Raw genomic sequence first — 26,217 nt, 5'->3', positions numbered from 1 at the left:
CTGGACATCGCGACATCGCGCGCGTGTCTCGGTGAGCTCGACGCGCTCGCTCGCGACGTCTGGCCGCGGCGATGTGCACGGATTCGATTCATTGAAGAACGCCAGCCCTTCCTGTATCCTCACATCGCCTGTTTGAGGCAAATGCGATCCACCACCAGATGCCCCTGAGAGCAAGAACCTATGACCGCAGCACTTCGTCGTTCAAGGACGATCCGTCCCAGCCTTGCTCAGATCATTTCCGCGACGGTACTATCCCAAACCGGATGCACGATCTTCGACGAAACACCGGCGCCAACGTGCATGGATCCATCCCCTGAGTGCGTGGCGCTGTGTGGACAAGAAGACACATGGGCTCAACTGAGCGGCTGCTCGAGGACGACACCGCTACAAGTCCAATTTCTGGAAATAGTAAGCACGAATACGTGTTATAAATTGCGCGAATCGCTACAGCCCGTCAGCGGCATCAATCTAAAAATCAAACCTGAAGATGTTGGAATAACGCCGATCAAGAAGGATCCCTGCCACTTCTAGCTCATGCCACCCTGGAGACCCACCCGCACCACACCGACTGACCTTCGAGCAACGATCATTGTCGCCTCCCCGCAACATTCGACACATGGGAACATTGCCGAAGCCGACGACATGGATTGGATTGGTAGCCATCGCTGTCGCCAGCTTGGCGGCGGCATACAATCTGGGAAGAATCTCGGCAGGCAGCGATAATCGGACTCAATCGCACCAAGACGCCGCCAGCAAGGACAATCCCAATCTTTGGTCGACTCTCAGCGCTACCCAGAGAAGGTTGGCCGACTGCGAAAAGGCCATCCAGCATCGAGAGCACCATCTTCAGGAGAGGGAGGAAAAGCCCCGCGCCACCGAAGGGAATCTCAAACTCTCACCTGAGCCAGAGCTTCCGAAGCAATGCATCGTCGCATTGCAAGCGAAGGAGCTGCATATGACGGCCGCGAACTGCGGGAGCTTCAGGAGACATTTCGATGCATACAAGGCAATACTGGGCAACAACGCGATCGATTGCGAAACCGTCTTGAGCATTCGAGGCCTGGCCCGAATACAATATCTACTTTGTGTCCGCATCACAAAAGTCAACGAGGATGCTCGTTTTCAAGACGTCATGAGCGACCCTCTCGCCATTGACGCGGCGGAAGATGCCTACACAACCAGGAGCAAATACGGCAATCTCGACAACATTGATGAGCTGGTAAAGAACCCAGAGTGTATAGCCCGCATGCATGCCGAATGAACGAGCATATTTCACGCCGCCGTACATCTCGCGGGAGCCATAGAACCGCCGCTCGAGCAGGCCAGGGTCGCCATTCTTGCGCACTCCACCGGGACTTCATCCCGTAACGTTCGACGCATGGGAACATCACCAAAGCCTACAACATGGATCGGATTGGGGGCCATCGCGGTCGCCGCACTGGCGGCGGCATACAGTCTGGGAAAAATCTCGGCGGAGAGCGACAAGCAGCCTCAATGGCGCCAGGACGCCGCCAGCAAGAACAATACCGTTCTTCAGTCGACTCTGAGCGTCGCCCGGAAACGGTTAGCCAGCTGCGAAAAGACCCTCCAGCGTCGCGACGACCATCCTCAGAAGAGAGATGAAAATCCCCACGCCGACGAAGATAAACCCGCACCTTCACCTGAGCCAGAGCTGTCGGAGCAATGTATCGTCAAATCGCAAGCGAAGGAGCTGTACATGATGGCCGAGAATTGCAGGAACTTCAGGTGGCAATTCCGCGCATATAATGAAATACTGGGCAGCGACATGATTGACTGCGAAACCGTATTGAGCATTCGAGAGCTGGCTCAAGACCAATACTCGGCTTGCTCAGCCGTCATAAGACACTTCGAGAGCGCGTCGCGGCCAGATGCTGCGAGCGATATTCGCGGCATCGACGCGATGGAAAGTGCCTATATGTTCAGGAGCGACTACGGCGACATCGACGTCGATGATCTGATGAAGAACCCAGCGTGCATAGCCCGCATGCAGGCCGAATGACTCGAACCTATTTCACGCCGCCGTTTATCCCGCGGGAGCCATCGACCCGCTGTTCGAGCCGACCAGGACAGCCACTCATGCGCGCTCTATCAGGGCTTGGAGTATTCACCCTCGCCGCTCTGGCATCAGCGCAAGAGCCACGGCCCCCAGAGAGATTCCATTGGGACGGCCTCCGCCTCAACGGTGTCGTTCAGACGAAGCTCCCCCATCTCGCGAGACTCGGCGCCACGTATGGCGGCGGAACGGCTCCGGGGGCTGTCCATACGGTCATGGTGAGCTTCGGACAGACCGCGAGTCCCAGTCAAGAGCTCAACATCGGGTACTTCATCGGCATTGGAATGGGCAAGGAGAGCGTGTCGACGATAGAAGACAAGAATCTGGGGATCCATGCCACGTTCGAAGCCGGACCGTTCCGGGCGAGCGCGGCCACGAGCCTTCAATTCTACCAATTGATCGGAGCCGTTCTTCCCATGTTCACCACGACCTTGAGGCCGCAGGGGACCCTTGTCCGGACCACGCACGTCGATCTCTTCCTCGGTGGTGACGTGTATTCCCGCAACCTGAACGTACAGCTCGGCTTCACGTGCGGATTACGATTCAGGGACATAAGAATCTTCGATCGGAGCATGGATGGGCTCCTGTCGATGACGGAGATGAATACCTGGACCAGCGTTCCAGCGCATGGGACCCTCTGGGCGGCCTACGTCGAATCACGCCTCGGGATCGTCGTCGATCTGGAGCCCGACAAGGGAGACAAGGGAGAAAAGCGCGACCGGATCCGTGAGTATGGGCAGCTCTGATCGGTCGCGCCCAGGACGCCGCTCGCCTTGTCGCTCGCGCTCAGGGGGGTTGCGGGTGCTCAGGGCGCCTCGCCCTCTTCACCTTCCATGGCGTCGTTCGCCGATGCGGAAGTCGCCCCCGAGGACGGCGCCGGGGGCGAGCGGTGCGGCTGTCGTGGGGTCGGCCATGACGAACGGGAACCCTCCAGGCAACGTCGGGTGACGCGTGACGCGTGACGCGCTCCGGCAGCGTACCCAAAGACGCGCGATCCAGGGGCTCCGCAGAGCGCCGGGGGCGCGTCCCGGAGGAAGCGCCCTCCGGGGGCCCCGCTGGGCGCCCGGCGGGGCCGCCGGCCCCCGGCGGCATGGGCGGCGCTCAGCCCCCGCCGCCCTCGATCCGCACAAGGATCTGGTTCGTCGCGCTCAGACGGACGGGATAGGTCTTGAGCCCCTCCCCGCCGCTCAGGGCCTCTCCGGTCTCTAGGTTGAACTTCCGGGCGTGCAGCGGGCAGATGAGCGTGCAGCCGCCGAGCAACCCGTCGACCAGCGGGCCGCCGCGGTGAGGGCAGCTCGCCTGCGTGGCGAACATGCGGCCTTCGCGCGTGACGAACACCGCGATGCGCTCCGTTCCGACCTCGAACGCGCGCCCCTCGCCCGGCGGGATCGCCGACAGGGGTCCAAGCGTGATCTCCATGTCGCGCCCCCTCATTGCACGATCGGCAGGACCGATCGGAACTGGTTCGCTGTCTTCGGGGAGTTCGCCTCTCGCCACGGATCGCGGTACGCCTCGACCGTCTTCCGCATCTCCTCGTCGAGGCGCGCAGCGATACCCTCGCTGTCATCCACGACCACCGCGCGGATCTTCTGGATTCCGACGCGCTCCACGAATCCGTAGGTCCGCTCCAGGTACCTGGCGTTCTCGCGGTAATACTGGATGAATCGCCCCATGAGCTCGAGCGCGTCCTCGTGCGTCTCGACAACGCAGAGCACATCGCCCTTGCGCACGTGGGCGCCGGCCGCGCCGCCCACGTAGATCTCCCACTTGCCTCCCTCCACCGCGACGGCGCCGACGTCCTTCACCATCGCCTCCGAGCAGTTGCGCGGGCAGCCGGCGGTCGCGAGCTTCAGCTTGGCCGGCGTGTCCATGCCCTGGAAGCGCTCCTCGATCTTCAGCGCGAGCGCGATGCTGTCGCCGAGGCCATACCGGCAGAAGTCGCTCCCGACACAGCTCTTGCACGTGCGGTACGATTTGCCGTAAGCGAACCCAGAAGGCATGTCGAGGTCGCGCCACACGGCCGGCAGGTCCTCCTTCTTCACGCCGAGCAGGTCGATGCGCTGGCCGCCGGTCAGCTTCACGAGCGGCACACGGTACTTGTCGACGACGTCCGCGATCTTCCGGAGCTGCGCGGCCGACGTGATGCCGCCGGCGATCTGTGGGATCACGCTGAAGGTGCCGTCCTTCTGGATGTTGGCGTGCACCCGGTCGTTGATGAAGCGGGCGTCGCGCTCGTCCTCGTAGTCATGGTGCCACACCGTGCGGAGCAGCGACGCGAGCCCCGGCTTGCTCCCCGGGTCCTCGTTCCCGCCGGCGAGCTCGCGGAAGACGGCGGACACCGACCGGAGCCCGCGCTCGCGGATCGCCTGGACGAGCTCGGGCTTGCTCAGCGGGACGCCGGGCACGTAGTAGCTGGCCGAGGGGTCCTGCTCCGCCGCGCCGCCGCACGCCCACGCCACGACCTCCGAGACGAGCTGCTTGCAGGCGCCGCAGCCCATGCCCGCGCGCGTCGCGTCCATGATGGTCCGGAGGGTCCGCTTGCCGGCGCGCACACATGCGACGAGGCCCTCCTTGGTGACGCCGTTGCAGTTGCAAACCTGCATCCCCTGCGGCATCTCCTCGATCGTCGCCTGCTGCGAGGGCGCCCCGATGTCGAACAGCAGCGACAGCCGCTCTTCCGGGAGCGGCGTGCTCTTGTCGAACGCCTGCATCAGGTACGCTGCCTTGCTGACGTCGCCGAGGAGGATGCCGCCGAGCAGCCTGCCGTCGCGGATGATGAGCTTCTTGTACGTGCCCTTCTTCGGCTCGAGGAACTGCACGATCTCGTCGCGGTCGTCGGCGGGCTCGGTGATGCCCATCGAGGCGAGCTGGATGCCCATGACCTTGAGCTTCGTGGAGACCTTCGAGCCGGCATAGGAGGCCTTCTCGTTGCGCTTCGTGATGTGGTCGGCCAGCACCTTGCCCTGCTCCCAGAGCGGCGCCACGAGCCCGTAGACCTGCCCCCTGTGCTGCGCGCACTCGCCGACGGCGTAGACCCTCGGGTCGTCGGGCGAGCGCATGTGGTTGTCCACGACGATCCCGCGCTCGACGGTCAGGCCGGCGCGCAGGGCGATCTCCACGTTCGGCCGGATGCCCGCGGAGATCACCACGAGATCGCAGGTGAGCACCTCGTCGTCGGCGAAGCGGAGCCCCGTCACGCGGTCCTCTCCGAGCACCTCTTTCGTGCTCTTGTTGAGGTGCACCGTCACGCCGAGCTCTTCGAGCGTCGTCCTCAGGATGCCGCCCGCCGTGGCGTCGAGCTGCTGCCCCATCAGGTGACCGCTGATGTGGACGACGTGGACGTCGAGACCGAAGTTCTGCAGCCCGCGCGCGGCCTCGAGCCCGAGGAGCCCGCCGCCGATGACCGCGGCGCTCCGCTTGCCCCGCGCGTACTGGGCGATCTTGTGGCAATCGTCCAGGCTGCGGAACACGAACACTCCGGGCTTCTCCCTGCCGCCCTCCAGCCGAACTCCCTGGATCGGCGGGATGTACGGCGAGCTGCCCGTCGCGATGATCAGGTTGTCATAGGGCGCCACGACCCCGTGATCGCCGGTCACCTGGCGCGAGTGACGGTGGATGGCCCGCGCGCGCACGCCCGCGTGGAGCTGGATGCCGTTCTCCCGGTACCAGGCCAGGGGGTTCAGGAAGATCTCGCTCGGGTCCTGGGAGCCGTTGAGCACCTCCGAGAGCAGGATGCGGTTGTAATTGCCATACGGCTCGTCGCCGAAGATGGTGATCTCGAACTGGTCGGCGCCGTCCCGCGCGAGGATCTCCTCGACGGTGCGGACGCCGGCCATCCCGTTGCCGATCAACACGAGCTTTCGCTTCTTCTGCATGGCTCAGATCTCCGCCAGGCCGATGTCGATCGTCGCGAGCCCCCGCGCGCCTTCGGGCGCGCCCACGCACAGCTCGATCACGCTCTCCGGGTGGATGTCCTCCACGATCACGAGGGGCACGTGGATCGCCGCCTTGGCGCCGATCGGGAAGTAGCGCATCGGGTGGCCGTCGCGCTTGAGGAGCAGGTAGATGAGCTCGGACGTGGAGTTGCCCGCGCGCAGGTAGATGAGCTGAGCGCGCTTGTCCCGCGGGACGGTGTACCCGACCGCCGGACGAAGGGGCACCGGCTGCTCCAGGCCCTGCCCCTCGAACGAGTAGACACCCTGTATGAACCTCGGTGTTTCCAATGTGGCCTCCCGGGCGGATCCATCGGACCCTCGGATGGGCGTGCGCGCCGTACGCGGCCCGGCGCGCGCCGCGCGGCGCTCTGGCACCGCACAACGGTCATACAGCGAGGACAGTTTCGAGGGTTCGTTGCCCGGCGGCGCGATCCCGTGTAGGTCGAGTTTCCAAGGTGTTTCGATCGTCACTGTCCTCTTCGCCCCGCCCGGCCGGCGCCGCGGAGCTCGTCGTCGTCGGGGCCGGCTCGGCGGGCGCCGTGATCGCCGCGCGTGTCACCGAGCGCGCGGATCGCGAGGTCCTGCTGCTCGAGGCGGGCCCGGATTACCCGGACCCGGAAGGCCTGCCCGCCGATCTGCGGGACGGCACCCGCAACTCGTGGCTCGCGCACGACTGGGGTTATCGCCACCGGCCGACGCCCGGGCAGATCATGTTCCTCTTCCCGCGCGGGAAGGTGGTCGGCGGCTCGTCGGCCGTGAACACGTGCATCGCGGTCCGCGGCCAGCCGTACGACTACGACGAGTGGGCGGCGCTCGGCCTGCCCGAGTGGGGCTTCGACGCCTGCCTGCCCTATTTCAAGCGCCTCGAGGACGATCTCGACTTCGGCGAGCCCTGGCACGGCAAGGGCGGCCCGGTGCCGATCCGCCGCGCCAGGCGCGAGGAGCTCGTGCCGTGGCAGGCGGCGTTCGTCGACGGGTGCAGGGCGCTCGGCCACCCCGAGTGCGCGGACACCAACGATCCGCGCGCGCCCGGCGGCGTCGGGCCGCACGCGATGAACAAGATCGACGGACAGCGCATGAGCGCGGCGCGCTGCTACCTGACCGCCGAGGTGCGCCGGCGCGAGAACCTGCGGCTCCGGCCGCGCACGACGGTGCGGCGGGTGCTCGTGCGGAACCGCCGGGTCGAGGGGGTCGAGATCGAGACGGACGGGCGCGTCGAGGTCGTCGCGACGCGGAAGGTGGTGCTGAGCGCCGGCGCGATCGCGACGCCGGGGATCCTCCTGCGCAGCGGTATCGGGCCGCGGGCCGAGCTCGCGCGCCTCGGCGTCGCGCTCGTGTCCGACGTGCCCGCCGTGGGGGCGCGGCTGCTCGATCATCCGGGGGCCGTCATCGGCCTGTGGCCGCGCCGCCGCGGCCTGATCGACGTCCTGCGCCAGCCGCTCGTCCAGACGATGCTCCGCTACACGTCGCGCGGGAGCCCGTACCCGAACGACGTCATGCTCCAGCCGGGCTCGTTCTTCCCGCTGCACCCGCGCCTCACGGTGCCGGCGTTCGCGCTCGCGTGCTGCATCGGCAAGCCGCGCGGCGCCGGCCGCATCGAGCACGTGAGCGCCGACCCGCACGCGCGGCCCCGCATCGTCTCGAACATGCTCGTCGACCGGGACGACCTGTCGCGCGCTGTCGACGCGCTCACGCTCGCGTACGAGATCGCCCTCACCGCGCCGATGCGCGAGCTCGGCTGGTTCGTCTGGCCCACGGAGCGCACGCTGATGCGGCGGGAGGCGCTGGAGCGGTGGATCACCCGGAGCTGCGGCTCGGGCTACCACCCGTGCGGGACGGCCCCGATGGGGCCCGAGGGGGACGTCTCGGCGGCGGTCGACGGGCGCGGGCGGGTCCGCGGCGTCGAGGGCCTTGTCGTCGCGGACGCGAGCATCATGCCGACCATCCCGAGCGTGAACACGAACCTGACGGCGCTGATGATCGGCGAGCGGTTCGGCGAGTGGCTCCGCGACGGCGCGGTGTAGCCGCCGCCCGGGGGCGAGAGACCCGCTGACGGCGTTCGGCGCGCGCTCGAGGGTCGACCGGCGCTAAGGTCGCGCTCATGACGTCCACCGTGACCCGCAACACGGGCTCCACCATCAAGTACGCCGTCATCACGGCGGTGCTCGTCGGCCTCTCGTTCCTCTGTTTCCGGGCGATGATCGGCCGCTCCGGCCTGCTGTGGGTGCTCTGTCTCGCCGGCGGCCTCGGGTTCGCGGTGTTCGCGCTCGGGTCGCTCCTTGTCGCCAAGGACCTGGCCGGCACCGCGACGTGCCCGCGCTGCCGGGCGACGCTCGAGGAGATCGAGCTCAACCATACCGACGACCCGGCGTTCTGCGACAAGTGCCAGGCCGCGTACCTCGTCGACAAGCGCGTCCTCACCGTGCTCGCCGACGACTACGTCCACCCGACGCCGGGCTTTCCGGCGCCGGTGACGAGCGAGACGATCAGCTGGCCGGCGGGCTGCTGCGTGTGCGCGAGGCCGGCCACCCGCGGCGTCGAGGCGAAGGCGCACGACGGCGAGACCGGGACCAACGCGGCCGTCGCCGCGGCCGGGCTCGCGCTCGGGAGCATCGCTGTTCGCACCGGCGGCGGCACGACCTACACGCTGCGCATCCCGCACTGCGCCGAGCACGACGACGGCGCGAAGGTCGAGATCGAGAGCAGCAACAAGCCGCCGCTGAAGATCCGCTTTCGCTCGTACGCCTACCAGCGCCGCTTCCTCGAGCTGAACCCGAAGCCGGCGAAGGCCGCGTAGCTCCGCTTCAAGGCGCCGTCGCGCAGCCGCGACCGCGGAAGACGACAAGGCCGCCGAGCTGGACACCCACGACGTCAGGGCACCCGTTGCAGTCAAAATCGGTGATGCCGATGCCGAAACCGTCGATGTCCTGGAAGGTGCCGGGGAATGGAGCCGCCTCGGCTTCGAACGTGCCCTCCTGGGTCTGGAGGAACGACCACATCTCGGCGGTGTTTCGGCTGACCGCGACGAGATCGCTCCGCCCATCGAGGTTCAGATCGGTGATCTGCAGGCCTCCTGAGACGAAATACTGGTGGTCATCGATGGTGAGCAGCGGCTGCGGCGCGGTCAGGTGGCCGAGCTCGTCTTGCAGCAGGATCCAGACCCGCATCGGCCCGTCGGAGTACTCGTGCGTGACGGCGGCGACGTCCTGGCGTCCGTCGTTGTTCACGTCGCCCACCGCGACCGAGACGAACGAGACGCCTGAGCTCGGCGGCGTCGTCTCGAAGAAGACCTGCTGTCCGGTCGTGTCGAACCCGCGCTCGACGTCGTGCGGAAAGACGGCGATGCCTGCGCCCGCGCCGCTCATCGCGATCACGGCGTCGGGACGGCCGTCCCCGGTCAGATCGCCGGTGACGATGCCGGACATGAACACGCCGGCCGGCAGCTCGTGGGTCAGCTCGAAGCCGCCGCCGCCGTCGCCCCGGTAGACGAGGATCTTGCTGTGATAACCGAGCCCGACGATGTCGAGGATGCCATCCCCGTCATGGTCCACGGCGGTCGGGGTGAACGTGGTTGGCGCGGCGATCATCCTCGGGGGCTCGAAGGCGCCGCCGCCCTGGTTGCGGAGGAAGGCGAGCCCTTCCTGCTGCGCGACGACGACATCGAGCGCGCCGTCGTGGTCCGCGTCGAGCAGCAGCGTGTCCTCGACCGAGTTGGCCGGCGTGGAAGAGGTGTAGATGACTTCGCCGTTCAGCTCCCGTACCCGCGGATGCGTCTGCAAGTACAGCGCTCTGCGATCCGTGCTCACGAAGTCGAAGCGCCTGTCCCCGTCGATGTCGCCCAGCGACAGCTGACCCATGTACACACCCGAGGACTCCGCGGGATAGAGGAGACCGGGCTTCAGGTAGTAGCCGCTGCCGTCGCTCGGCTCGTCGCCCGGGAACGGGCCCGTGCATCGATCACCCGCGCCGCCGCTGTTGGGCACGTCCGCGCCGCCGCTGTTGGGCACGTCCGCGCCGCCGCCGTTGGGCACGTCCGCGCCGCCGCCGTTCGACACATCGACGACGCGCTCGCCCGTCCCGCGCCAGGCAACGGGCCTGTCCGGCGAGCCGACGTCAGTCGCCTCGTCGTCCCGCGGCGAATCGACCGAGTCGTCGTGGGGAGATGGTTCGGGAAGGACAACCGAGCTCTCGCACCCCGAGCTGAAGCCAACGAGCAAACAACAAGCGACCACCATGCGTCCGCTGCTGCGTCGCGCAAACCTCATAGGTTACCTCCGCAAGACAAGTGAAACCCACGAACCTGAACGTCTCCGGGACATGCCCATCCCCCACGCCCTCGGCGGCCCGGCGACTACGATGCGCTGAACGAGCTACGCATTCACTGGAGCAGGAAAATCGCAGCGCGTCATCAGGCACGCGGCGGCGCGTTATTGCCCGCCGCATCGCGTCGCCGAGCCGGTCACGACGGTCCTCCCTGCCGGCAACGCATCGTGGTGTAATTTTCTACCGCGGCGCGCGCTTCCGCTCGGGCACAGGCCGCGCGTCTTGCACGAGCTGGTCTATTCTGTCGTCACACAGGACACGTCGTCCGCCGGAGAAGTCCAGTCCCCCACCGTTGACTCCAGCTCTTGAGACGGATAGTACATCACGAAATTATAACACATCTCATCCAGCGTCCGGTCCCCGAATTCCACGGCGCTGTTGCCCGGGTTGTCCCACGCGCAACGCGTCCTCACGGTGTCGCCGCCTCGAAGGATTGTATCGTTATCGTACCAGATCTGGTTGTCGAAGTTCCACGGATCGGCGAGCCCCAGGTTGCTCGGCTCGCTGCCGTCCGTGGGCACCGTGTTGCTCGACAGGTGCTTGCCGAGGATGTGCATGTGCGGCATGACACTGATCACCGAAAGCGCCCCCATGTCCTGCGGGAACTGGTAATCGCAGCTCACGTCGAGCGAGCCGTGAGGCGGGATGTTGATGTCTTCTGTGCCGAACATGAAGATGCCGGCGTCGTTGGGGCGGAGCTCCGTCGTCGTGCAGACGTCGAAGCCGGTGCTGTCTTGCTGCCCGTCGAGGCCCTTGAGGTTGCTGTAGTGCACCTGGATTGTGAAGTGTGCCGTGCCTTCCAGCGGGAAGCCCGCCTCCAGCGGCAGCTCCATGGCCTTGCCGCCGGGCGCCCAGACGGCCAGAAGAGGCCCCATGATGTCGCCCCCATTGCACGGCGTGGGCGTCGAGGGAGACGCCTCATCCGCCTTGAAGAGCAGGATATGGTGTACAATGGTGCTGTTGTCGATGCGGGGCGCGACCCCGACGAGGTGTCGTTTCTGGCCGATCTCTACATCGACCCCATAACATATATACTGGTCCTGGACATCCTTCGGCATGACGTAAGGCGCGGACGGCGCTAGCAAGACATCCGGTGTGCAGCTCAGGGTCGGAGGGTCGATGGTTCCGCCGCCGCCCGGGTCGACGCACGTGTCTTTACCGGCCGGCATGCCGGCGGCGATCCATTGATCGAAGATCGCGAGCTCCGCGGCGGTCAGGGGCTCGGTCGGGGGCGGAGGCATGGGGCGCGCGGTGTCGCGGGCGCGTGCGGCGACGAGCTCGTAGACCTTCTTGCTGGGATCGCTCACCGCGGGCGCGACAAGATCGCTCCGGTCGACCAGCGGGAACGGCGCGCCGAACTTCGGGGACGCCCCGTGACAGGTCTGGCACTTCGTGGAGAGGATCTTGTCGACGTCGCACGGCAGCGCTTCCGCGTCGCCGTTCTTCTCGGCGTCGCTGCACGCGACGACCACGAGAGCGGATAGGAAGGACAGCGCCGAGAACAAATAACGACTACGATTCATGCGAGCTCCTCGGGGAAAGTGCGACCTTGAACGGGCTTCGAGGGTATCGAGCGCTGATCTGCAGCTTTTCGGAAGGGCGGTCGAAGACCGAGATTCCGAGAAACGCCGTCGAATCGGGTGGAAGAAGAGCGCGCGCCGCGAGCTCCCGGGAACAGCGGGAGACCTGGCGCGTGAGAGCACCGGCGACCCAGGTCTACGGACGGGCCGGCGACCTGGCGTCGGTGCTGCTCCGGTGAGTGCCCGCCCGCTCTGAGATCGTTCAACGGTGCGCTCACGCGGAAGGTATCGAGGCGCTCGCGCGCCGGGAGGCGAGGTGCCGTCTGGTCAAAGCTCGGCTGCCGTGGCGCGAGCGCGCGACCCAGCGGGGTGCGAGGCGGCGTGACGCGAGCGCGAGGAAAGTCGCGGCTGACGCCGAATTTCCCACCACGGCGCGCTTCGAGCTTCGTGAATCCCCGCCTCGAAGACCCGGAAGGCGCTCAGCAGATCATCCCCTGGCCGCGCATCTCGGCGAGATCGTCGTCGTTCGGCCGGCGGTGCCGCCCGAGGAGCAGGTCGCCGAGCCAGAGCAGGTTGTAATTGCAGTGCATGTACCGGTGGTGCAGGTAGTGGTGCCGGGAGATGAAGCGCACGTAGCGCGTGCCGAGCAGCCACCGCATCGGCCGCGACGCGCGGGCCATGGCCTCGGCCCGCGGCATGTGCAGGTACGGGTGGAGGACGAGCGACGACAGCGGGTAGATCACGAGCGGCAGCAAGGCGCCGACGACCACCGCCGCCGGGAGGAAGAGCGCGTACAGCGCGAAGAACGGCAGCACGGGGGCGGCGAACGCGAGGATCCCCAGGCCGGCCAGCGAGACGCCGTATTGCTCGCGGATCATCCGCCGGTCGCCCTGGGTCTCGACGATCCAGCGATCCAGCCGCTCCTGCTCCTCGCGGTTCCGGAACTGCCGCACGTGACTCGCACGGTAGGTCTTGCCGTGATGCACGACGGTGTGGCTCGTGTACGCGCGCAAGACAGGGCGGCCCACGCGACCGAGCCGCTTCGCCGCGCGGCGGACCGCGACGCTCGCGTGCAGCGCGTTCCGGTGGAGAAACGACTCCGCCATGGAGACGGTGAGATAACCGATCACGACGCCCGCCACGATCTGGACAGCCCCTGTAGACATTGCCACGGGATTCATGGGTTTGCTCCTTCGCGCAGACCTGCGGTCTGCAAGGGACGCTGGCGCGGCCGGCGAGCAGCGCGGCCGGGATGCCTTCGTCGATGTCGGTTCGTGCATGGCAACCGCGATGCCAGCCCGCTCCGGCGCGACTCCGCCCGTCCGGCGCGGCGGTTCGGCGTCCGGAGCCCTCACGCCGCGCCGCGGGGGGCGCTCCTCCCATGGAGGCCGGGACCTCCAGCTGGCGGCTGGCCCCTTTACCCCGGCTGGCCGCATGCGCCTCCGGCACCGCCGCGCGTTGCTCGATCGAGCAAGCGGATGTCCGCGCCGATACAGCCTGGGCTCGCTGAAGCCCCGAGGGCGCGCGGCGCGCCCACGACGGGGCGGAGGGCGGCCCACGAGGCCCGCTGGAGACTGGCATCCTTGCTGCAATGACGCCTCTCGCCGCCGCACCACGCCGCCCCGTGCCGGCCGTGGCCGGCTGTCGCTCGGCCCGGCTCCTCGGCGAACCCCCGGGGATCAGGAGCTCGCGCCGGACAGCGCGCCTCGCGGCGGAGAGGAAGAGGTTGAGGACCCATGATCGAGCAGAACGCCCTTCATCGCGCATCCTGGATGCAGCGTCTCGAGCCCCTGGCCGCGCGGCGGGGTGAGCGCGCGTCTCTCGTGCGCCTCGTGCGCGGCCACGCCGCGACCATCGCGGGCTTCGTCACGAGCAGCCTCACCCCGGAGCTCACGTCCGCGGTCCCCTGGCGGTTCCGCGTCCCTGGCGGGCCGTACGGCGCGGCGACGCTGACAGGCCTGTACTTCCCTTCCCCGGGCAGCCGCGACCTTGTCGTCCTGCTGCACGGCATGGGCGGGGATGTGCGCTCGGCCTACCTGCGCGCGGCGACGGCTGCCCTGCGCGCGCAGGGGCTGTCGGTGCTCCGCCTCGGCCAGCGCGGCTCGTCGTGCGACCCGGAGGATCTCCACCACGCGGGGCTCTGGGAGGACCTCGCGGCCGTGCTGAGCGGCGATCCCATGGTTGCGCGCCAGGAGCGGATCTTCGTCGTCGGCTTCTCGATGGGCGGACACGTGGCGCTCCACCTCGCCGCGGCGGGGCACCCGCGGCTCGCGGCCGTGGCCTCGATCTGCTCGCCCCTCTACCTCGATCGCGCCGTGAGCCACATGGATCGCCCCGAGAGCGTCGTGTACCGGCGCCACGTCCTCGGGGGGCTGAAGCGGATGTACCGGGAGATCGCGCGGCGGCGACAGATGCCTGTCCCCCCGTCGGCCGTCGACCGTGCGGCGACGCTGCGCGAGTGGGACCGCCTGACGGTGGTCCGCCGCTTCGGTTTCCGCGATCCCACGGCCTATTACGAGGCCCAGGGCGCCGGGAGGATCCTTGGCTCGCTGGTCACCCCGGCGCTGCTCCTGTACTCGCGCCAGGATCCGATGGTGCCGCCGGCGACGCTCGCCGGACTGGCGGCGCGCGGGGGGCTCTCGTCGCCCGCCCGCGTCGTCTGGATGGACGGCGGCGGCCATATCGCGCTTCCCCGCAGGCTCGATCTCGGCCTCGACCCGGCCGTGCCTCGGACCCCGTACGAGCAGATCGCCGCCTGGCTGCGGCGCCACCAGGCCCCCGGGGGCGCGTCATGAGCGCTCGAATCATCACCATGGCCATGACACGCCTCGCTTCGCTCGAGACGCAGAGGACGGAGCTCACGATGAAGACCGAGGATGCGTTTCCCCGCGCCGCGCCCGCGGCGACCGACACGGCCCCTCGCACGACCTCGCTCTCGGCCGACGAGGCCCGGCGGCTGATGGCGGGCATCAAGGCGATCCGCGCCGGTGCCTCCGCCCGGACGGGCGCGGAGGATCTCCGCCATATCAAGCGCCTGTCGCTGCTGGGCCGCGCCTTCTCCGCCCTGGGGTACGCGACATCGGTGCTCGGGCCCAACCCGATCTCGATGATCCTCATCGCCCTTGGCCGGTTCGCCAGGTGGGTCGTTGTCGCGCACCCGGTCCTCCACAAGGCGTATGATGGCGTCGCCGGCGGCGACCCGGCCTGGAACAGCCGCACGTTCGCGCGGGGCCGGCGCAGCCTGTGGGACTGGTTCGACTGGCTGGACGCCGACGCGTGGCAGGCGCAGCACAACGTCTCTCATCACTGCTACACCGGCGACGAGCGGGACCCGGATCGCGTCGCCGTCAACATGGCGTGGCTGAAGAGCAAGCCGAAGCTCGTCCGCGCGCTCGCGCTGTTCGTGACCGCGTGCACGTGGAAGTGGCTCTACTATGGCCCGGCCACCCGGAGCGCCCTCCGCAAGCGGCGCGAGCGCGCGGCCGAGGCCTCGACGGAGGGGCGCGAGCGCGCGGCCTGGTCGCCCGGGGTGCTGCTCGACCGCGAGATGCTGCTCCGCTCGTACCTGCCGTATGCGCTCGTGCACTTCGTCGTCCTGCCGCTCGCGTTCCTGCCGTTCGGCCGCTGGGCGGCGCTCGGCGTGCTCGTCAACAGCGTGGCGGCGGAGCTCCTGTCGAACCTGCACAGCTTCGCGGTGATCGCGCCGACCCACACGGGCCTGGATATCCCCATCTTCGAGGGCGCCGCGCGCAGCCGCGAGGAGTACTACGTCCGGCAGATCGTCGGCTCGGTGAACTACGAGAGCCCCGGCAGCGCCGCCGACTTCCTGCACGGCTACATGGGGTATCAGATCGAGCATCACCTCTGGCCGGACCTGCCGCTCCGGCGCTACCCCGAGGTCGCGAGGGAGGTCGAGGTGCTGTGCAGGGAGGTCGGGCTCCCGTACCGCAGGGACTCCGTCTGGAGGCGGATCGCCGAGATGGTCCGCGCGGTGATCAGCGACGAGGAGGTGCAGGCCGCGCGCGTCGCGATCTCCGGCGCCGGCGCGCGCCGCGCCCGGCGGAAGGACATCGGTGGCCTTGAGCTCGCTTCCTTGCACGGATAGGCTCCGCGGCCCATCGATCGCGGGCTCGCGCCGATGTCACGGACGTCACAGACGTTACAAACGTCAGATTCAGGAACAGGGAGAGAGGGAATCATGACGACGAATCAGGAACGACAGCTGGTGGTGACGTGGCAAGATCCTGCGCCGGCGGTGGAGAAGGTGAGATCGATGTCCGGCCTCGCCTACCTCACGGCCATGATGAACGGCGAGCTGCCGATGGCGCCGATCGCGAGCTTCCTCGGGCTGCGGGTCACGGCGGTGGAGGCCGGCCGGGTCGTCATCACCGGATCTCCCGGTGAGCAGCACCAGAATCCGATCGCGATGGTCCACGGCGGCTACCTGAGCACGATGCTCGACTCCGCGATGGCCTGCGCCGTGCACGCGTCCCTGGAGGCGGGGGTGGGCTACTCGACCGTCTCGCTCCAGGTCAGCTTCGTGAAGGCTCCGCGCGCCGGCGGGCCCGAGCTCATCGCCGAGGGCCGGGTCGTCCACCTCGGCAAGCGCCACGCCACCGCCGACGGGACGCTGCGCGACGCCGACGGCACCCTCTACGCCCACGCCACAACGACGTGCCTGATCCTGCGGTGAGCGCCGCCCGCGCCGGCTCGCTGAACAGGGAGACGGGGAGATTGTTGGGATTGTACTCCCCGTCTCCTCGCCTCCCTGTGAATATCTCCGAAAAATTCGAGAGCGCCGCGGATCCCGGGCCTGGCCGTGTCGGACGCTCCTCGTCTGCGGCGTCTTCCCGGGACGCGGGACTCGGCATGTCCCCTCCATGAAGGGGAATCGCAGCGGCGCCGAGGACTCCGAGGCGATCGCAGAGGATCGCTGTGCTCTCCTTGCCCTCTGTGCTCACTGCACCTCCCTGCCCCGGATCCCGGGCGCTCGATCGACGGGGGCGAAAGGCATCTCCCGGAGGAGGCCCGTGGCTTGCTCTCTCCAGCGCAGGTGCGTCGATGGCACCGGGAGGGGCGCATGTGGACTTCGAAGACAGGGAGAACCAGCGGTAGGTCAACAAGGGGGAAAGGCGTCGTCCAGGGGCTCGCCGGGCTTCTCGGGATCGGCCTCTGTCTCGGCATCTCCAGCGCTTCCGCCGGCGACGCGACGCAGGCCGTCTCGCCTCAGGCCACCTCGCCTCAGGCCCCGGCGCAGGGTCGTGCGGGGCCGCCGCAGCGGGCCGCGACCATCACGCAGCGCGCCCCGCAGCAGACCGCGACCATCACGCAGCGCGCCCCGCAGCGGGTCGCGACCGCCACCTACGTCGCGAACCCGCGGAGGGCGCGCTGGATCATCGCGGGCGCGTCGACCCTGGGCGGCTTCTGGGTCGCGTCGGCCGTCCGCGGCGCCGCGCTCTCCCTCGCGCAGCCGGAGGTGCGGATCCGGCTGGTACCGCAGTGCTCCCAGGGCGCCTGCTTCATCCTCCGGCGCTACGAACGCACCTCGGCCAACCCCGCCTCGCTGCTCATCCCTCTCGCGGGTCCGTGGATCCACCTCGGCACGGGGCGGCCGACGGCGGCCAGCGCGGTCGGCCTCTCCCTCCTCGGCGCCGGGCAAGCCGTCGGCCTGGGGATGCTGCTCGGCGGCATCGCCATGCCCCCGCAGGTGCGCGTGCCGCTGCAGCGCGGCCAGGTCCTCCAGGTGGGCGCGGCCCCGATCGTCACCCCCGGCGGGCTCGGGCTCTCGATCAGCGGATCGCTGTAGGCGCTCCCGTCACAGCGGGAGGCGCGAGGTTGAGGATCGCCCGCACGCGCAGCCGCTCCTCGGGCGTGAACGAGCCCTCGAGCAGCGCCTCCTCCTCGGCGCGCCGCGCGTCGGGATCGGCCACCGTCGCCTCGATGTCCGCGCGCGCGCCGGCGAACGCGTCGAGGCGCTGCTGCCACGCCGCGCGCCGCCGATCGAGCTCCGCGAGCCGGTCCGCGGCCTCGGGGCCCACGGTGGCGACCCGGTGTGCGCGCAGCGCCTCGTCCGACGCGCCCGCGTCCCGGAGCGCCTGCTCCTCGGCCTGCTGCACGAGCGGGCGCGTCGCCGCCTCGCGCGCCTCGCGGACGGCCTCCGGGAGCGCCGCCTCGACGTCCGCGATCCGCGCGTCGCGCTCCTCCGGCGAGAGGGCCTCGTCCGCGAGGATGCGGGACTCCTCGATCGCCGCCTCGATCTCCCGCTCCTCGTCGCCGAACAGCCGCGCCGCGGCCGCCTCGCCGAACCATGCGCGCCGGATCGCGCGCAGCGCGGCGAGGCGCGCCGCCGGATCGGCCTCCTGCTCGACGCGCGCCGCGCCGGCCGCCTCACGGTAGCCGAGGTACCGGTCGAACAGCGCGATCGCCTGCTCCGCCGCGCGCCCCGTCGCCCGCTCCCGGATCGCCGCGACGACGCGGGCCCGGATCGCCGGCGCCGGCTCCTCGCCGGTGGCGCTCAGGAAGTAGTCGAACAGCCCGAGCAGCTCCGGGCCGACGACCAGATCGCCGCGCTCGTCGGTGGTCACCGCGCCGTCGACGTCGGTGCCGCGGAGCGAGGGTGGCGCGGCGCTCGCCGGCGGGCGCGGCGCCGCAGGGGGCCTCGAGACCGACAGCGCCTGCCGGACGCGCGTGGGGGCCGGCGCAACCGACAGCGCGGGCAGCGTTTCCTTCCGGGCGGCGCGCGCGGCCCCGTTCGATCGGCCCGAGGGCGCCGCCGGCCGTGTCCGCTCCCCCGAGAGGAGGCGCCCCACGCCGACCGTCGCGACGAGCGCCATGGCCACGAAGAGAGCGGTCCTGCCACGACGCGCCACGAAGAGCCCTCCAGGAGGTCAGAGGCCGACGGCCTTCAGCCGGCTCGCGTGCGACCGGAACACGGACTTCGGGTTCGGGCCAGACAGGTTGATAAACCCGAAGATCTGATTGACCTCGTCGAGGTGGTTCATCGCATAGTCGTCGCGGACCACCTCCCCGAAATGGGAGCTGCACCTGCCCACCATCCCGTCGTTCGACTCCGAATACAGCGTGGAGATGAGCTTGAGCGTCAGGTCCGTCGGATCGATGAGGCTCGTGACGACCGCTGTCCCCGACCACGAGAAGAAGCGCACGCCGCCCTCCTCGGCGGGGCCCTGCCCGCACCGGCCGTCGGGCAGCCCGGCGGGGTAACGCGCGTTGAACTCGCGCATCCCGGCGGCGGACAGCGATCTGACGGCGGCGATCGCGTCCTGAGGCGCCGTGTGCCCGCTGAGCAGGCTGAGCACCGCGCCGAGGCCGTTGGCCAGGAGCGACAGCGCCCCCTCCGCGAACCCGCCCTCCCGCAGGTTCTCCTGGAGGAAACTGGCGAGCTCGGCCCCCTGATGCGGAGACCCGATGGTGGTCACCGAGGCAATGAGATCCGGCCGCACCGCGGCGACATACCGGGCGTCGAGCCCGCCATGGCTGTGCCCGACCAGGTTGACCTTCCCGCTCCCGGTGCGCGCGACGATATCCTCGACCTGCGCGAGCAGCGCCTCCCCCCGCGCCTCGGTGCTGTCGAACTGGGGCACCTCGGTGGCATACACCTCCGCTCCGCCGGAGCGCAGCGCCGACGCGATCCCGCCGAAGTAGTCGATCACCCCGAACATCGCCTTGAAGCCGGCCATCCCGTGACAGAGCACGATCGGATACCGCGTCTGCGCATAGCTCTTCATCGCCAGCGCGGCCTCGCCGACCTCGCCGCGCTCCACGTCCGCCGGCTCGTCCATCGACGCGACGCATCCTGGCGAGAGCAGCACCACGACAGCTCCCGCCGTGCACCGCAATGCGTCAATCCACGTCCGGCGCCCGGCCCATCGTTTTCTCTCGACTCTCTGATTTCGAGCGGATGTGACGGCGGTGGGTCGTGCAGCGCGCATGCTGGAGGAATGAGCTCGTCTGATCACCTGTCACCTCTGATAGAGTATTTGTTTAATTCGAATCAAGCAGAACTCACAGGCTCTCAGCGCGACAAGCACCTCGCGTATCCTGGACAATCGGAAGGCCGGTGTCCTCCCCTTCACGGGTCACGTCGGTCCAGGCGGCGCGACAGGCCATCAGCGCGGGAGCGCAGCGCCGCCCATGTCGCGGCGAGGGCCGGGGGCACGCGGACGGGCGAGGCGGAGGGCGCGGGCCCTCGGGGCGGCTAGGTCGCCGTCGCACCGCGCGCGCCGCGCACGATGCGCGCGTTCTCGGGCACCGCCGTCAGGAACCGCTCGCGCCGCCGCGGGTCCGCGATCCGCCGCGCCCGCGCGAGCAGGAGCTCCCTGGCCTCCGAGAGCACCGCGGAGGCCTCGCCGTGGGCGCCGGACGCCGCGAGCGCCTCGGCGTACGCGAGCCGCACGAGCGACTCGCCTTCTTCCAGGGATCCGAGCGCCGCGAGCTCGCCGAACGCAGCCCGCGCCGCGCCGAGCGCCGCCGCGACGTCGCCCGCGGCGAGCAGCGCCCGCGCGCGCACCGCCACGGCGGCCGCGCGCAGCCGGGGGGCCACGTGCAGCGCCGCCTCGGCCGCGCGCGCCTCCCGCTCGGCGGTCGCGGCGTCGCCGGAGAGGAGCGCGATCTTCGCGAGGTAGGTCCGCGCCACGCCCTCCATGCGGAGGTCGCCCCGCTGCTGGAACGCCTCCACCGCGCGCCGCTCGACGAGCTGCGCCTCGTCGAGCTTGCCGAGCAGCCCGAGCGCGTGGCCGAGGTTGTGCAGCGCGACCGTCTCGAGCTCGCGCAGCCCCATCCGGTCGGCGGCCTCCAGGGCGGCGCGCAGGACGGACTCGGCCGCCGCGAGCTCGCCGAGCTCGGCGTAGATGAAGCCGAGGTTCGCGCCGATCACGCACGCGCTGCGCCTGTCCCCTGCCTGCTCGAAGGCCGCGAGCGCCGCCTCCAGGCCCTCGAGGCACGCCTCGGGATCGCCGCCGGCCGAGGCGCGGATCGCGCGGAGCTGCTGCGCCATCGCGACGAGCTCGGCGTCCGGCGGCGGATGCGCGCGGAGGTCCTCGTCGATGCGCGCGAGCAGCGCGTCGGCCTCGGCGTAGCGGCCGCCGAAGACGAGCTGCGCGCCGCACTCGCAGAAGCACGCGATCCGGGCGCGGCGCAGCGCGGCGGCGCCGGAGGACAGCGCCGCGGAGGCGGCGGACGCCGGCGCCGCGGACGCGAACGTGGGAGGCGCCGAGGACGCGAAGGAGGGCGGCGCCGCGGACATCCCCTCGGCGACGGCGGCCCACCGCGCAACCCGGTCGACCGCGCCGAGCTTCCCGGCCGCGGCGGCGATCTGGGTGACCGCCCGGAACCATCCGGCGCACCCGGCGGGGAGCAGCTCGGCCGCGGACGCGCCCAGCTCCTCGGCCGCCGCGAGGTCGCCCGTCCAGACGTTGACCTCGGCCGCGACCAGGCGGAGCGCGCCGAGATCCTCGCCCTCGGCGCCGCAGGCCTCGCCGCACGCGGCGCGCTCGATCGCGGCGCGCAGGTCGTTCGCCTCGAGCGACTGCTCGGCCGCGCGGCGGTACCAGCGCACCGCGCGGCCCGGCTCTCCGCCGCGGCGGAAGTGCTCGGCCACGCCCCGCGGATCGGCGGAGGCGCTCCGCTCGAGCCAGGCGCCCGCGAGCCGGTGGCCGAGGGCGCGGTCGCGCTCGGTCAGCATCGCGTACGCGGCCTCGCGGACGAGCGTGTGGCGGAAGACGTAGTCGGCGGCGTCGGCGAGGCCCGCCGACGCCGAGGCCGGCGCGACGAGCTCGCGGTCGGCGAGCGCCGTCAGCCAGGCCTCCACGTCGGCGAGGCGCTCCTCGCCGCCGAGCAGCGCCGCGACGCCGCGCTTCGAGAAGCGATCGCCGAAGATGCTCGCCGCCCGGAGCACGCGCTTGCCCTCGTTGCCCTCGGCGTCGAGCCGCGCCTCCACCGTGCCGAGCACCGAGTCGGGCAGGAGCTCCTCCTTGCCGCTCGCGACCGCGCGGATGAGCTCTTCCAGGTAGAACGGGTTGCCGCCGGCGCGCTCGACGAGGCGCGCGACAACGCCCTCGGGCACGGGCTCGCCGAGCGCGGCGCGCACGAGCTCCGCGCTCGCGCGGCGCGGCAGCGGGCCGAGCTTGATCGTCTGCACCTCGCGCTCGGCCCACAGGCTCGGGAACAGCCGGTGGACGTCCGGGCGCGCGAGCGCGAGCAGGATGAGCGGGAGCTCGCGGAGGTTCCGCAGCGTCGCGTCGAGCAGGCGCACGGTGGCGGCGTCGCCCCAGTGGAGGTCCTCGAGCGCGAGCAGCACGGGGCGCGCGGCGCACTCGGCGGCGAGCCAGTCCTCCCACGCGGCCCCCACGCCGTCGCTCATGCCGGTGGCGCTCTGGCGCGCCGCCCGCACCATGCGGGCGTGCTCCGGCGACGGCGCGCCGCTGATCTCGCCGAGGAACGCAGCCGCGCGATCGAGCGCCGGGCCGCCCAGGTGACGCCCGAGCCGCTGCTTCAGCTTGCGCTGCCGCGCCCACGCCGGGTCGCGCGCGCGGAGGCCGGCGGCCCGGCAGAGCACGTCCGCGATCATCCCGAACGGCGAGCCGGGAGAGCCCGAGTCGGCGCGGCCCCAGAGGATCTCGATCGGCTCGTCCCGCTGCCGCAGGGCGGCGAACAGCTCCAGGCGGAGCCGGGACTTGCCGGCGCCGGGCGGCCCGAGGACGAGCACCGCGCTCGCGAGCGACTCGGAGATGCAGCCGGCGAGCACGCCGTGGAGCATCGAGAGCTCGCGGGCGCGGCCGACGCACGGGGTGCGCTTCCCGAGCAAGGCGGGGGCGATCTCGTCCACGGCGCGCTCGCCGTAAAGGAAGAGCGGCCCGCCCGGCGCCGAGGGCGCGGCGTGCGCGACGATGAAGCGCGGGCCGAGCATGTCGGCGGTCGCGCCGTCGATGCGCACCGCGCGCACCTCACGCTGCTCAAGCTGATCGAGCGCCGCGCGGAGCTCGGCGAGGCCGCGGTCGATCACGTCGCCCTCGGCGAGGCCCGCGGAGAAGACGCCCCGCCCCGTGATGACGCAGAGCGGTGCGGCCGGGAGCTCGGTGCGGAGGGCGAGCGCGCACTGGGCGGCGCGCTCGGCGCGATCCACGGCGCTGCCGGGGCCGGACATCATGACGATCTCCACGCCCGGGACGAGCTGCGTGAGCCTGCCGCCGTGGAGCTCGATGAGCGAGCGGATCTCCGCGGCCCGCGCGCTCGACGTGGACGGCTGTAGCCTGCTCGATCCGGGCGGCAGCTGCGACCTGCGCGACGCGGGCGGCTGCGACCTGCGCGACGCGGGCGGCTGCGACCTGGGCGAGGCGGGCGGCGGCTCGCCGGGGGCCTCCTGGGCCTGCGGGGCGGGCTGCGGCGCCCGGGCTGCGCCGTGGCCGGGCTCGCCGAGGAAGACGAGGCTCACGACGCGCTGCTCGCCCAGCGTGAGGGCGGCGCGGTCGCGCGGGCCGAGGCCGTGGGCCGGCGCGTCGGGCGCCGCGCCGCCCGCGAGCGTCGGCGCGTCGGGCGGCGCGGTCCACCCGCCCCGCATCGCGGCGATCCGGTCGAGCTCGGCCGCGACCTCGGTGCCGTCGCGCGGGCGGTCGCCGGGCTGCCTGGAGAGCATGCGCGCGACGAGCTCGTCGAGCGGCGCCGGCGCGTCCGCGCGCACGTCGCGGAGGCGGGGCGGGCTCATCAGCAGCACCCTGCTGAGCGCGGCCATGGGGCTCGCGCCCGCGAAGGCGGGCTGGCCGGCGAGGCACTCGAAGAGGACGCACCCGAGGGAGAACACGTCGCCGCGCGGGTCGGGCACGCTGTGCGCCTCGACCTGCTCCGGGGCCATGTACCCCGGCGTGCCGAGGACGCCTCCGGTGACGGTGACGCGCCCCGCGTCGCTGCTGGGCCGCGCGATGCCGAAGTCGACGAGCTTGACGCGCCCGGCGTCCCCGCCCGGGAGGAAGAGGTTGCTCGGCTTGATGTCGCGGTGGACGATGCCGCGCGCGTGCGCGAACGCGAGGGCGTCCGCGGCCCGGCGCACGAGCAGGAGCCCCTCGCTCGCCGGCAGGACGGCGCGCGCGAGGCGCGCGGCGAGGTCCTCGCCGTCGAGCCACTCCATGGCGAGGTAGCGATCGCCTTCCGGGGTGCTGCCGTGCGCGACGTAGCGCACGATGCCCGGGTGGACGAGCGCGGCGAGGAGGGCGGCCTCCCGCTCGAACCGCTCGATCTGGATCTCGTTCCTCAGCCGGACGATCTTGAGGGCGACCGCCGCGCCGCCGAGGCGGTCGTACGCCTTGTAGACGGTGCCCATCCCCCCGGAGGCGGCCTCGCCCTCGACGACGAAGCGCCCCGCGATGATCTCCGCGTGGCCCACGTCAGCGCAGGAACACGGTGACCGAGCCGGGGTTCGGCGTCTTCTCGACGATGAGCTTGCCCGAGCTGTTGCGGACCTTGCCGCGGCAGTTCGGGAAGCTTCCGTCGCTGTTCGGCTCGTCGCACAGGCTGTCGCACGAGCCGGCGACCTTGATGGCGCACGTCTCGGGCGAGGGCCCGCAGGCGCGCGCGAGCGACGAGGCCTCGGGGGGGAGGCACGCGTTGTAGCGAGGCAGCGGCGCGAAGATGTCGCCGTAGTAGGTGGCCTCGCGCGTCGGGTAGGCCGCGCGCTCGACCTTGCCGGCCTGGAGCTCCTCGCGATCTCCGCGGACGGAGATGTTCACCCTGTGCCCGAGGTAATTGACGCGGGCGAGGACGCAGCCGCTGACCCAGGACCGGCACGCTTCGTCGCAGGCGCCGCCCTCCTCGCCCCAGCTCGCCGCGAGGCCGAGCTCCCCTGGAAAGGAGAACTCGTCGTCGTCCACGGCGACGGTGAAGCCTTCACCCGCGGGCAGCGCGCAGCCCGCGACGTACTTCAGCAAGGTGCGCGCGGCCGGGTCGCGGAGCGCGTCGGCCGTGCGCGGGTTGCCCGAGAGCGCCTCGGCCCTGAGCGCGTTCGACGTGAGCGCCTTCGAGGTCAGCGCGTTCGACGTCAACGCGTTCGACGTCAGCGCGTTCGAGGTCAGCGCGTTCGCCGTCTGGGCGGCCTGGGACGCGGCGTCCCCGGCGTCCTCGTCCGGATCGAGCGCCACCGCGCACGCGCTCGCGAAGAGCGCCGCGATGGCCAGGAGGAGTGCAGCTAGCTTCGGCGAATGCTCCATGGATAACGCCCCCCTGGGATGCCCATGAGCGCACGGCCCACGAGCTCCCGAAACGACCGGCGCCGAGGCGCGGGCCACGGGGTGCGCGCATCGAACACCGGTGCGTGATCTTGTTCAGATGCACGAGCCGCGAAGAAGCCCACGAGTCGGAGCGGCCGATGGGGCCATCTCCGCTTCAGAGACAAATGGAAAGATGTCACTGATACCCCGCCGGGCAAAGACCGACGCGCACGCAATGATCTCTTTTTTTGTGTCGCGGGGCGATCGCTCTGTCGACGCTGTCGGCGCGAAACTCCTGCTCTGTCCAAGGCATCATGGACAGCGATGCTGGCACCGGGGACGGAGGAGCGATGGGGTGCGGTCGAAGTGCGATGGTGGCGACACGATGGCCTGTCGCTGACAGCCAACCTCCTCGCCGGGAGGCGCCCGGAGAGGCGCTCGGCGGGCTCGATCCATCCGAGCGGACGACGGCCTGGGCCTGCGCCTCCCGGGCCCCGCCGTCGACTCCCTGAGCTCCCCCGGCGTGCCCGCTGGCCGCCGCGGCGGCCGGCAGGGGGCGCCGAGGTCGGCCGAGCCGGCCGGTGCGATCGCCCCTCGGCCGTCCGCAGCGGTCGCGCGACCGAGGGCGTCGGCGGGGGCGTTGCGGAAGGACGGCGGCTGGACGGGCTGCTCGGCGCGGTGCGTCGGCGCCCTTGACGTCGCTGCGTGTTGATCATTACATGCCCGGACCATGAAGGGCCATGCGCGCAATCTGATGACCGAGCGCGTTATCGCTTTGGAGCAGGGCACGCCGGTCGCCGACATGTTGCAGCTGTTCGCCAACCATCACCTGAGCGGCGCGCCGGTCATCGATGGGGGGCACCACATCGTCGGGTTCGTCAGCGAGACGGATCTCCTGGGCGTGCTCCTGCGCAAGGAGTACGCGGGCATGACGGCTGCGGACGTGATGAGCACCCCGCCCATCTGCGTGGACGAGTTCATGCCCACGGACGAGGTGATGACCCTGCTGCGCGCGAACCGGATCCACCATCTGCCGGTGGTGCGCGAGGGGCGCCTCGTCGGGATCATCACCCCGCAGGACATCCTGCGTTATTTCGTGGAATGCGTGATGCCGCTCCCGCCGAGCACCGCCTGACGTCGCGCGCCCGCCC

General features: G+C 70.4%; 20 protein-coding genes. 10 read left to right on the top strand and 10 right to left on the bottom strand.

Annotated features, from left to right (window positions below; all coding sequences use genetic code 11):
- Positions 1–616: 616 nt before the first annotated feature.
- The 3 genes from WMF45_RS19810 to WMF45_RS19800 all read left to right on the top strand — a co-directional run bounded on the left by WMF45_RS19810 (position 617) and on the right by WMF45_RS19800 (position 2,820).
- The gene (locus WMF45_RS19810; protein WP_437718440.1) at positions 617–1,261 is read left to right on the top strand and encodes a hypothetical protein; all 645 of its coding nucleotides are present in this window, start codon (positions 617–619) and stop codon (positions 1,259–1,261) included.
- A 117-nt stretch (positions 1,262–1,378) separates the two neighbouring features.
- Positions 1,379–2,020: a hypothetical protein gene (locus WMF45_RS19805; RefSeq protein WP_437718439.1), complete on the top strand. Its 642-nt coding sequence runs from the start codon at positions 1,379–1,381 to the stop codon at positions 2,018–2,020.
- Between the two features lie 269 nt (positions 2,021–2,289).
- Positions 2,290–2,820 carry a hypothetical protein gene (locus WMF45_RS19800; RefSeq protein WP_437718438.1) on the top strand — a complete coding sequence of 177 codons (531 nt, stop codon included), beginning with the start codon at positions 2,290–2,292 and terminating at the stop codon, positions 2,818–2,820.
- A 355-nt stretch (positions 2,821–3,175) separates the two neighbouring features.
- Here the strand turns inward: WMF45_RS19800 and WMF45_RS19795 are convergent, their stop codons facing one another.
- Genes WMF45_RS19795 through WMF45_RS19785 form a run of 3 tightly spaced genes read right to left on the bottom strand, consistent with a single transcriptional unit; the run spans position 3,176 to position 6,297 of the window.
- Positions 3,176–3,493 carry a Rieske (2Fe-2S) protein gene (locus WMF45_RS19795; protein ID WP_437718437.1) on the bottom strand — a complete coding sequence of 106 codons (318 nt, stop codon included), beginning with the start codon at positions 3,491–3,493 and terminating at the stop codon, positions 3,176–3,178.
- Between the two features lie 11 nt (positions 3,494–3,504).
- Positions 3,505–5,949 carry a nitrite reductase large subunit NirB gene (nirB, locus tag WMF45_RS19790; protein WP_437718436.1) on the bottom strand — a complete coding sequence of 815 codons (2,445 nt, stop codon included), beginning with the start codon at positions 5,947–5,949 and terminating at the stop codon, positions 3,505–3,507.
- A 3-nt stretch (positions 5,950–5,952) separates the two neighbouring features.
- Entirely contained in the window at positions 5,953–6,297 is a 345-nt protein-coding gene (locus WMF45_RS19785; protein WP_012236117.1) for a hypothetical protein, read from the bottom strand.
- A 167-nt stretch (positions 6,298–6,464) separates the two neighbouring features.
- Here WMF45_RS19785 and WMF45_RS19780 point away from each other — a divergent pair, with 167 nt between their 5' ends.
- Positions 6,465–8,033, top strand: a complete 1,569-nt coding sequence (locus WMF45_RS19780; RefSeq protein ID WP_437718435.1) for a GMC family oxidoreductase — start codon at positions 6,465–6,467, stop codon at positions 8,031–8,033.
- Positions 8,034–8,110: 77 nt separating this feature from the next.
- A complete protein-coding gene (locus WMF45_RS19775; RefSeq protein WP_437718434.1) occupies positions 8,111–8,806 on the top strand; it encodes a hypothetical protein in 696 nt (231 codons plus the stop codon).
- Positions 8,807–8,813: 7 nt separating this feature from the next.
- On the opposite strand, the gene WMF45_RS19770 is transcribed toward WMF45_RS19775, so the two are convergent.
- The 3 genes from WMF45_RS19770 to WMF45_RS19760 form a co-directional block, all read right to left on the bottom strand.
- Entirely contained in the window at positions 8,814–10,274 is a 1,461-nt protein-coding gene (locus WMF45_RS19770) for an FG-GAP repeat domain-containing protein (RefSeq protein WP_437718433.1), read from the bottom strand.
- Positions 10,275–10,568: 294 nt separating this feature from the next.
- Positions 10,569–11,855: a peptidylglycine alpha-amidating monooxygenase gene (locus WMF45_RS19765; RefSeq protein ID WP_437718432.1), complete on the bottom strand. Its 1,287-nt coding sequence runs from the start codon at positions 11,853–11,855 to the stop codon at positions 10,569–10,571.
- Between the two features lie 476 nt (positions 11,856–12,331).
- Entirely contained in the window at positions 12,332–13,033 is a 702-nt protein-coding gene (locus tag WMF45_RS19760; RefSeq protein WP_437718431.1) for a hypothetical protein, read from the bottom strand.
- Between the two features lie 555 nt (positions 13,034–13,588).
- On the opposite strand from WMF45_RS19760, the gene WMF45_RS19755 reads away from it, so the two are divergent.
- From WMF45_RS19755 to WMF45_RS19740, 4 genes are all read left to right on the top strand, one after another.
- Positions 13,589–14,647 carry an alpha/beta fold hydrolase gene (locus WMF45_RS19755; protein ID WP_437718430.1) on the top strand — a complete coding sequence of 353 codons (1,059 nt, stop codon included), beginning with the start codon at positions 13,589–13,591 and terminating at the stop codon, positions 14,645–14,647.
- Positions 14,644–15,957 (top strand): fatty acid desaturase family protein, encoded by a 1,314-nt coding sequence (locus WMF45_RS19750; protein ID WP_437718429.1) that lies wholly within the window; start codon positions 14,644–14,646, stop codon positions 15,955–15,957. Before WMF45_RS19755 ends, WMF45_RS19750 begins: the two co-directional genes overlap by 4 nt.
- A gap of 93 nt (positions 15,958–16,050) precedes the next feature.
- Positions 16,051–16,545, top strand: coding sequence for a PaaI family thioesterase (locus tag WMF45_RS19745; protein WP_437718428.1), 495 nt, complete (start codon positions 16,051–16,053; stop codon positions 16,543–16,545).
- Between the two features lie 387 nt (positions 16,546–16,932).
- Complete coding sequence (locus WMF45_RS19740; protein ID WP_437718427.1) at positions 16,933–17,658, top strand: hypothetical protein; 726 nt, start codon at positions 16,933–16,935, stop codon at positions 17,656–17,658.
- Here the strand turns inward: WMF45_RS19740 and WMF45_RS19735 are convergent.
- From WMF45_RS19735 to WMF45_RS19720, 4 genes are all read right to left on the bottom strand, one after another.
- Positions 17,642–18,721, bottom strand: coding sequence for a lipase secretion chaperone (locus tag WMF45_RS19735; protein WP_437718426.1), 1,080 nt, complete (start codon positions 18,719–18,721; stop codon positions 17,642–17,644). The two genes, WMF45_RS19740 and WMF45_RS19735, sit on opposite strands and share 17 nt — an antisense overlap.
- A gap of 18 nt (positions 18,722–18,739) precedes the next feature.
- Complete coding sequence (locus WMF45_RS19730; RefSeq protein WP_437718425.1) at positions 18,740–19,651, bottom strand: esterase/lipase family protein; 912 nt, start codon at positions 19,649–19,651, stop codon at positions 18,740–18,742.
- A 416-nt stretch (positions 19,652–20,067) separates the two neighbouring features.
- The gene (locus WMF45_RS19725) at positions 20,068–24,246 is read right to left on the bottom strand and encodes a serine/threonine-protein kinase (protein WP_437718424.1); all 4,179 of its coding nucleotides are present in this window, start codon (positions 24,244–24,246) and stop codon (positions 20,068–20,070) included.
- 1 nt (position 24,247) lies between these two features.
- A complete protein-coding gene (locus WMF45_RS19720; protein ID WP_437718423.1) occupies positions 24,248–25,066 on the bottom strand; it encodes a hypothetical protein in 819 nt (272 codons plus the stop codon).
- A 730-nt stretch (positions 25,067–25,796) separates the two neighbouring features.
- Here WMF45_RS19720 and WMF45_RS19715 point away from each other — a divergent pair.
- Positions 25,797–26,201 (top strand): CBS domain-containing protein, encoded by a 405-nt coding sequence (locus tag WMF45_RS19715; RefSeq protein ID WP_437718422.1) that lies wholly within the window; start codon positions 25,797–25,799, stop codon positions 26,199–26,201.
- Positions 26,202–26,217: the final 16 nt, after the last annotated feature.

This window comes from Sorangium sp. So ce448 (genome assembly GCF_051520915.1).
GTDB classification, from domain to species: Bacteria; Myxococcota_A; Polyangia; order Polyangiales; family Polyangiaceae; genus Sorangium; species Sorangium cellulosum_B.
This window is presented reverse-complemented; position numbering and strand designations above follow the sequence as displayed.

Bases quoted from the DNA above. Each gene is read 5' to 3' on its own strand.
- WMF45_RS19810 (WP_437718440.1), top strand. From the start codon at position 617: ATGGGAACATTGCCGAAGCCGACGACATGGATTGGATTGGTAGCCATC.
- WMF45_RS19805 (WP_437718439.1), top strand. From the start codon at position 1,379: ATGGGAACATCACCAAAGCCTACAACATGGATCGGATTGGGGGCCATC.
- WMF45_RS19800 (WP_437718438.1), top strand. From the start codon at position 2,290: ATGGTGAGCTTCGGACAGACCGCGAGTCCCAGTCAAGAGCTCAACATC.
- WMF45_RS19795 (WP_437718437.1), bottom strand. From the start codon at position 3,493: ATGGAGATCACGCTTGGACCCCTGTCGGCGATCCCGCCGGGCGAGGGG.
- nirB (WP_437718436.1), bottom strand. From the start codon at position 5,949: ATGCAGAAGAAGCGAAAGCTCGTGTTGATCGGCAACGGGATGGCCGGC.
- WMF45_RS19775 (WP_437718434.1), top strand. From the start codon at position 8,111: ATGACGTCCACCGTGACCCGCAACACGGGCTCCACCATCAAGTACGCC.
- WMF45_RS19770 (WP_437718433.1), bottom strand. From the start codon at position 10,274: ATGAGGTTTGCGCGACGCAGCAGCGGACGCATGGTGGTCGCTTGTTGT.
- WMF45_RS19765 (WP_437718432.1), bottom strand. From the start codon at position 11,855: ATGAATCGTAGTCGTTATTTGTTCTCGGCGCTGTCCTTCCTATCCGCT.
- WMF45_RS19760 (WP_437718431.1), bottom strand. From the start codon at position 13,033: ATGAATCCCGTGGCAATGTCTACAGGGGCTGTCCAGATCGTGGCGGGC.
- WMF45_RS19755 (WP_437718430.1), top strand. From the start codon at position 13,589: ATGATCGAGCAGAACGCCCTTCATCGCGCATCCTGGATGCAGCGTCTC.
- WMF45_RS19750 (WP_437718429.1), top strand. From the start codon at position 14,644: ATGAGCGCTCGAATCATCACCATGGCCATGACACGCCTCGCTTCGCTC.
- WMF45_RS19745 (WP_437718428.1), top strand. From the start codon at position 16,051: ATGACGACGAATCAGGAACGACAGCTGGTGGTGACGTGGCAAGATCCT.
- WMF45_RS19740 (WP_437718427.1), top strand. From the start codon at position 16,933: ATGTGGACTTCGAAGACAGGGAGAACCAGCGGTAGGTCAACAAGGGGG.
- WMF45_RS19730 (WP_437718425.1), bottom strand. From the start codon at position 19,651: ATGGACGAGCCGGCGGACGTGGAGCGCGGCGAGGTCGGCGAGGCCGCG.
- WMF45_RS19720 (WP_437718423.1), bottom strand. From the start codon at position 25,066: ATGGAGCATTCGCCGAAGCTAGCTGCACTCCTCCTGGCCATCGCGGCG.
- WMF45_RS19715 (WP_437718422.1), top strand. From the start codon at position 25,797: ATGAAGGGCCATGCGCGCAATCTGATGACCGAGCGCGTTATCGCTTTG.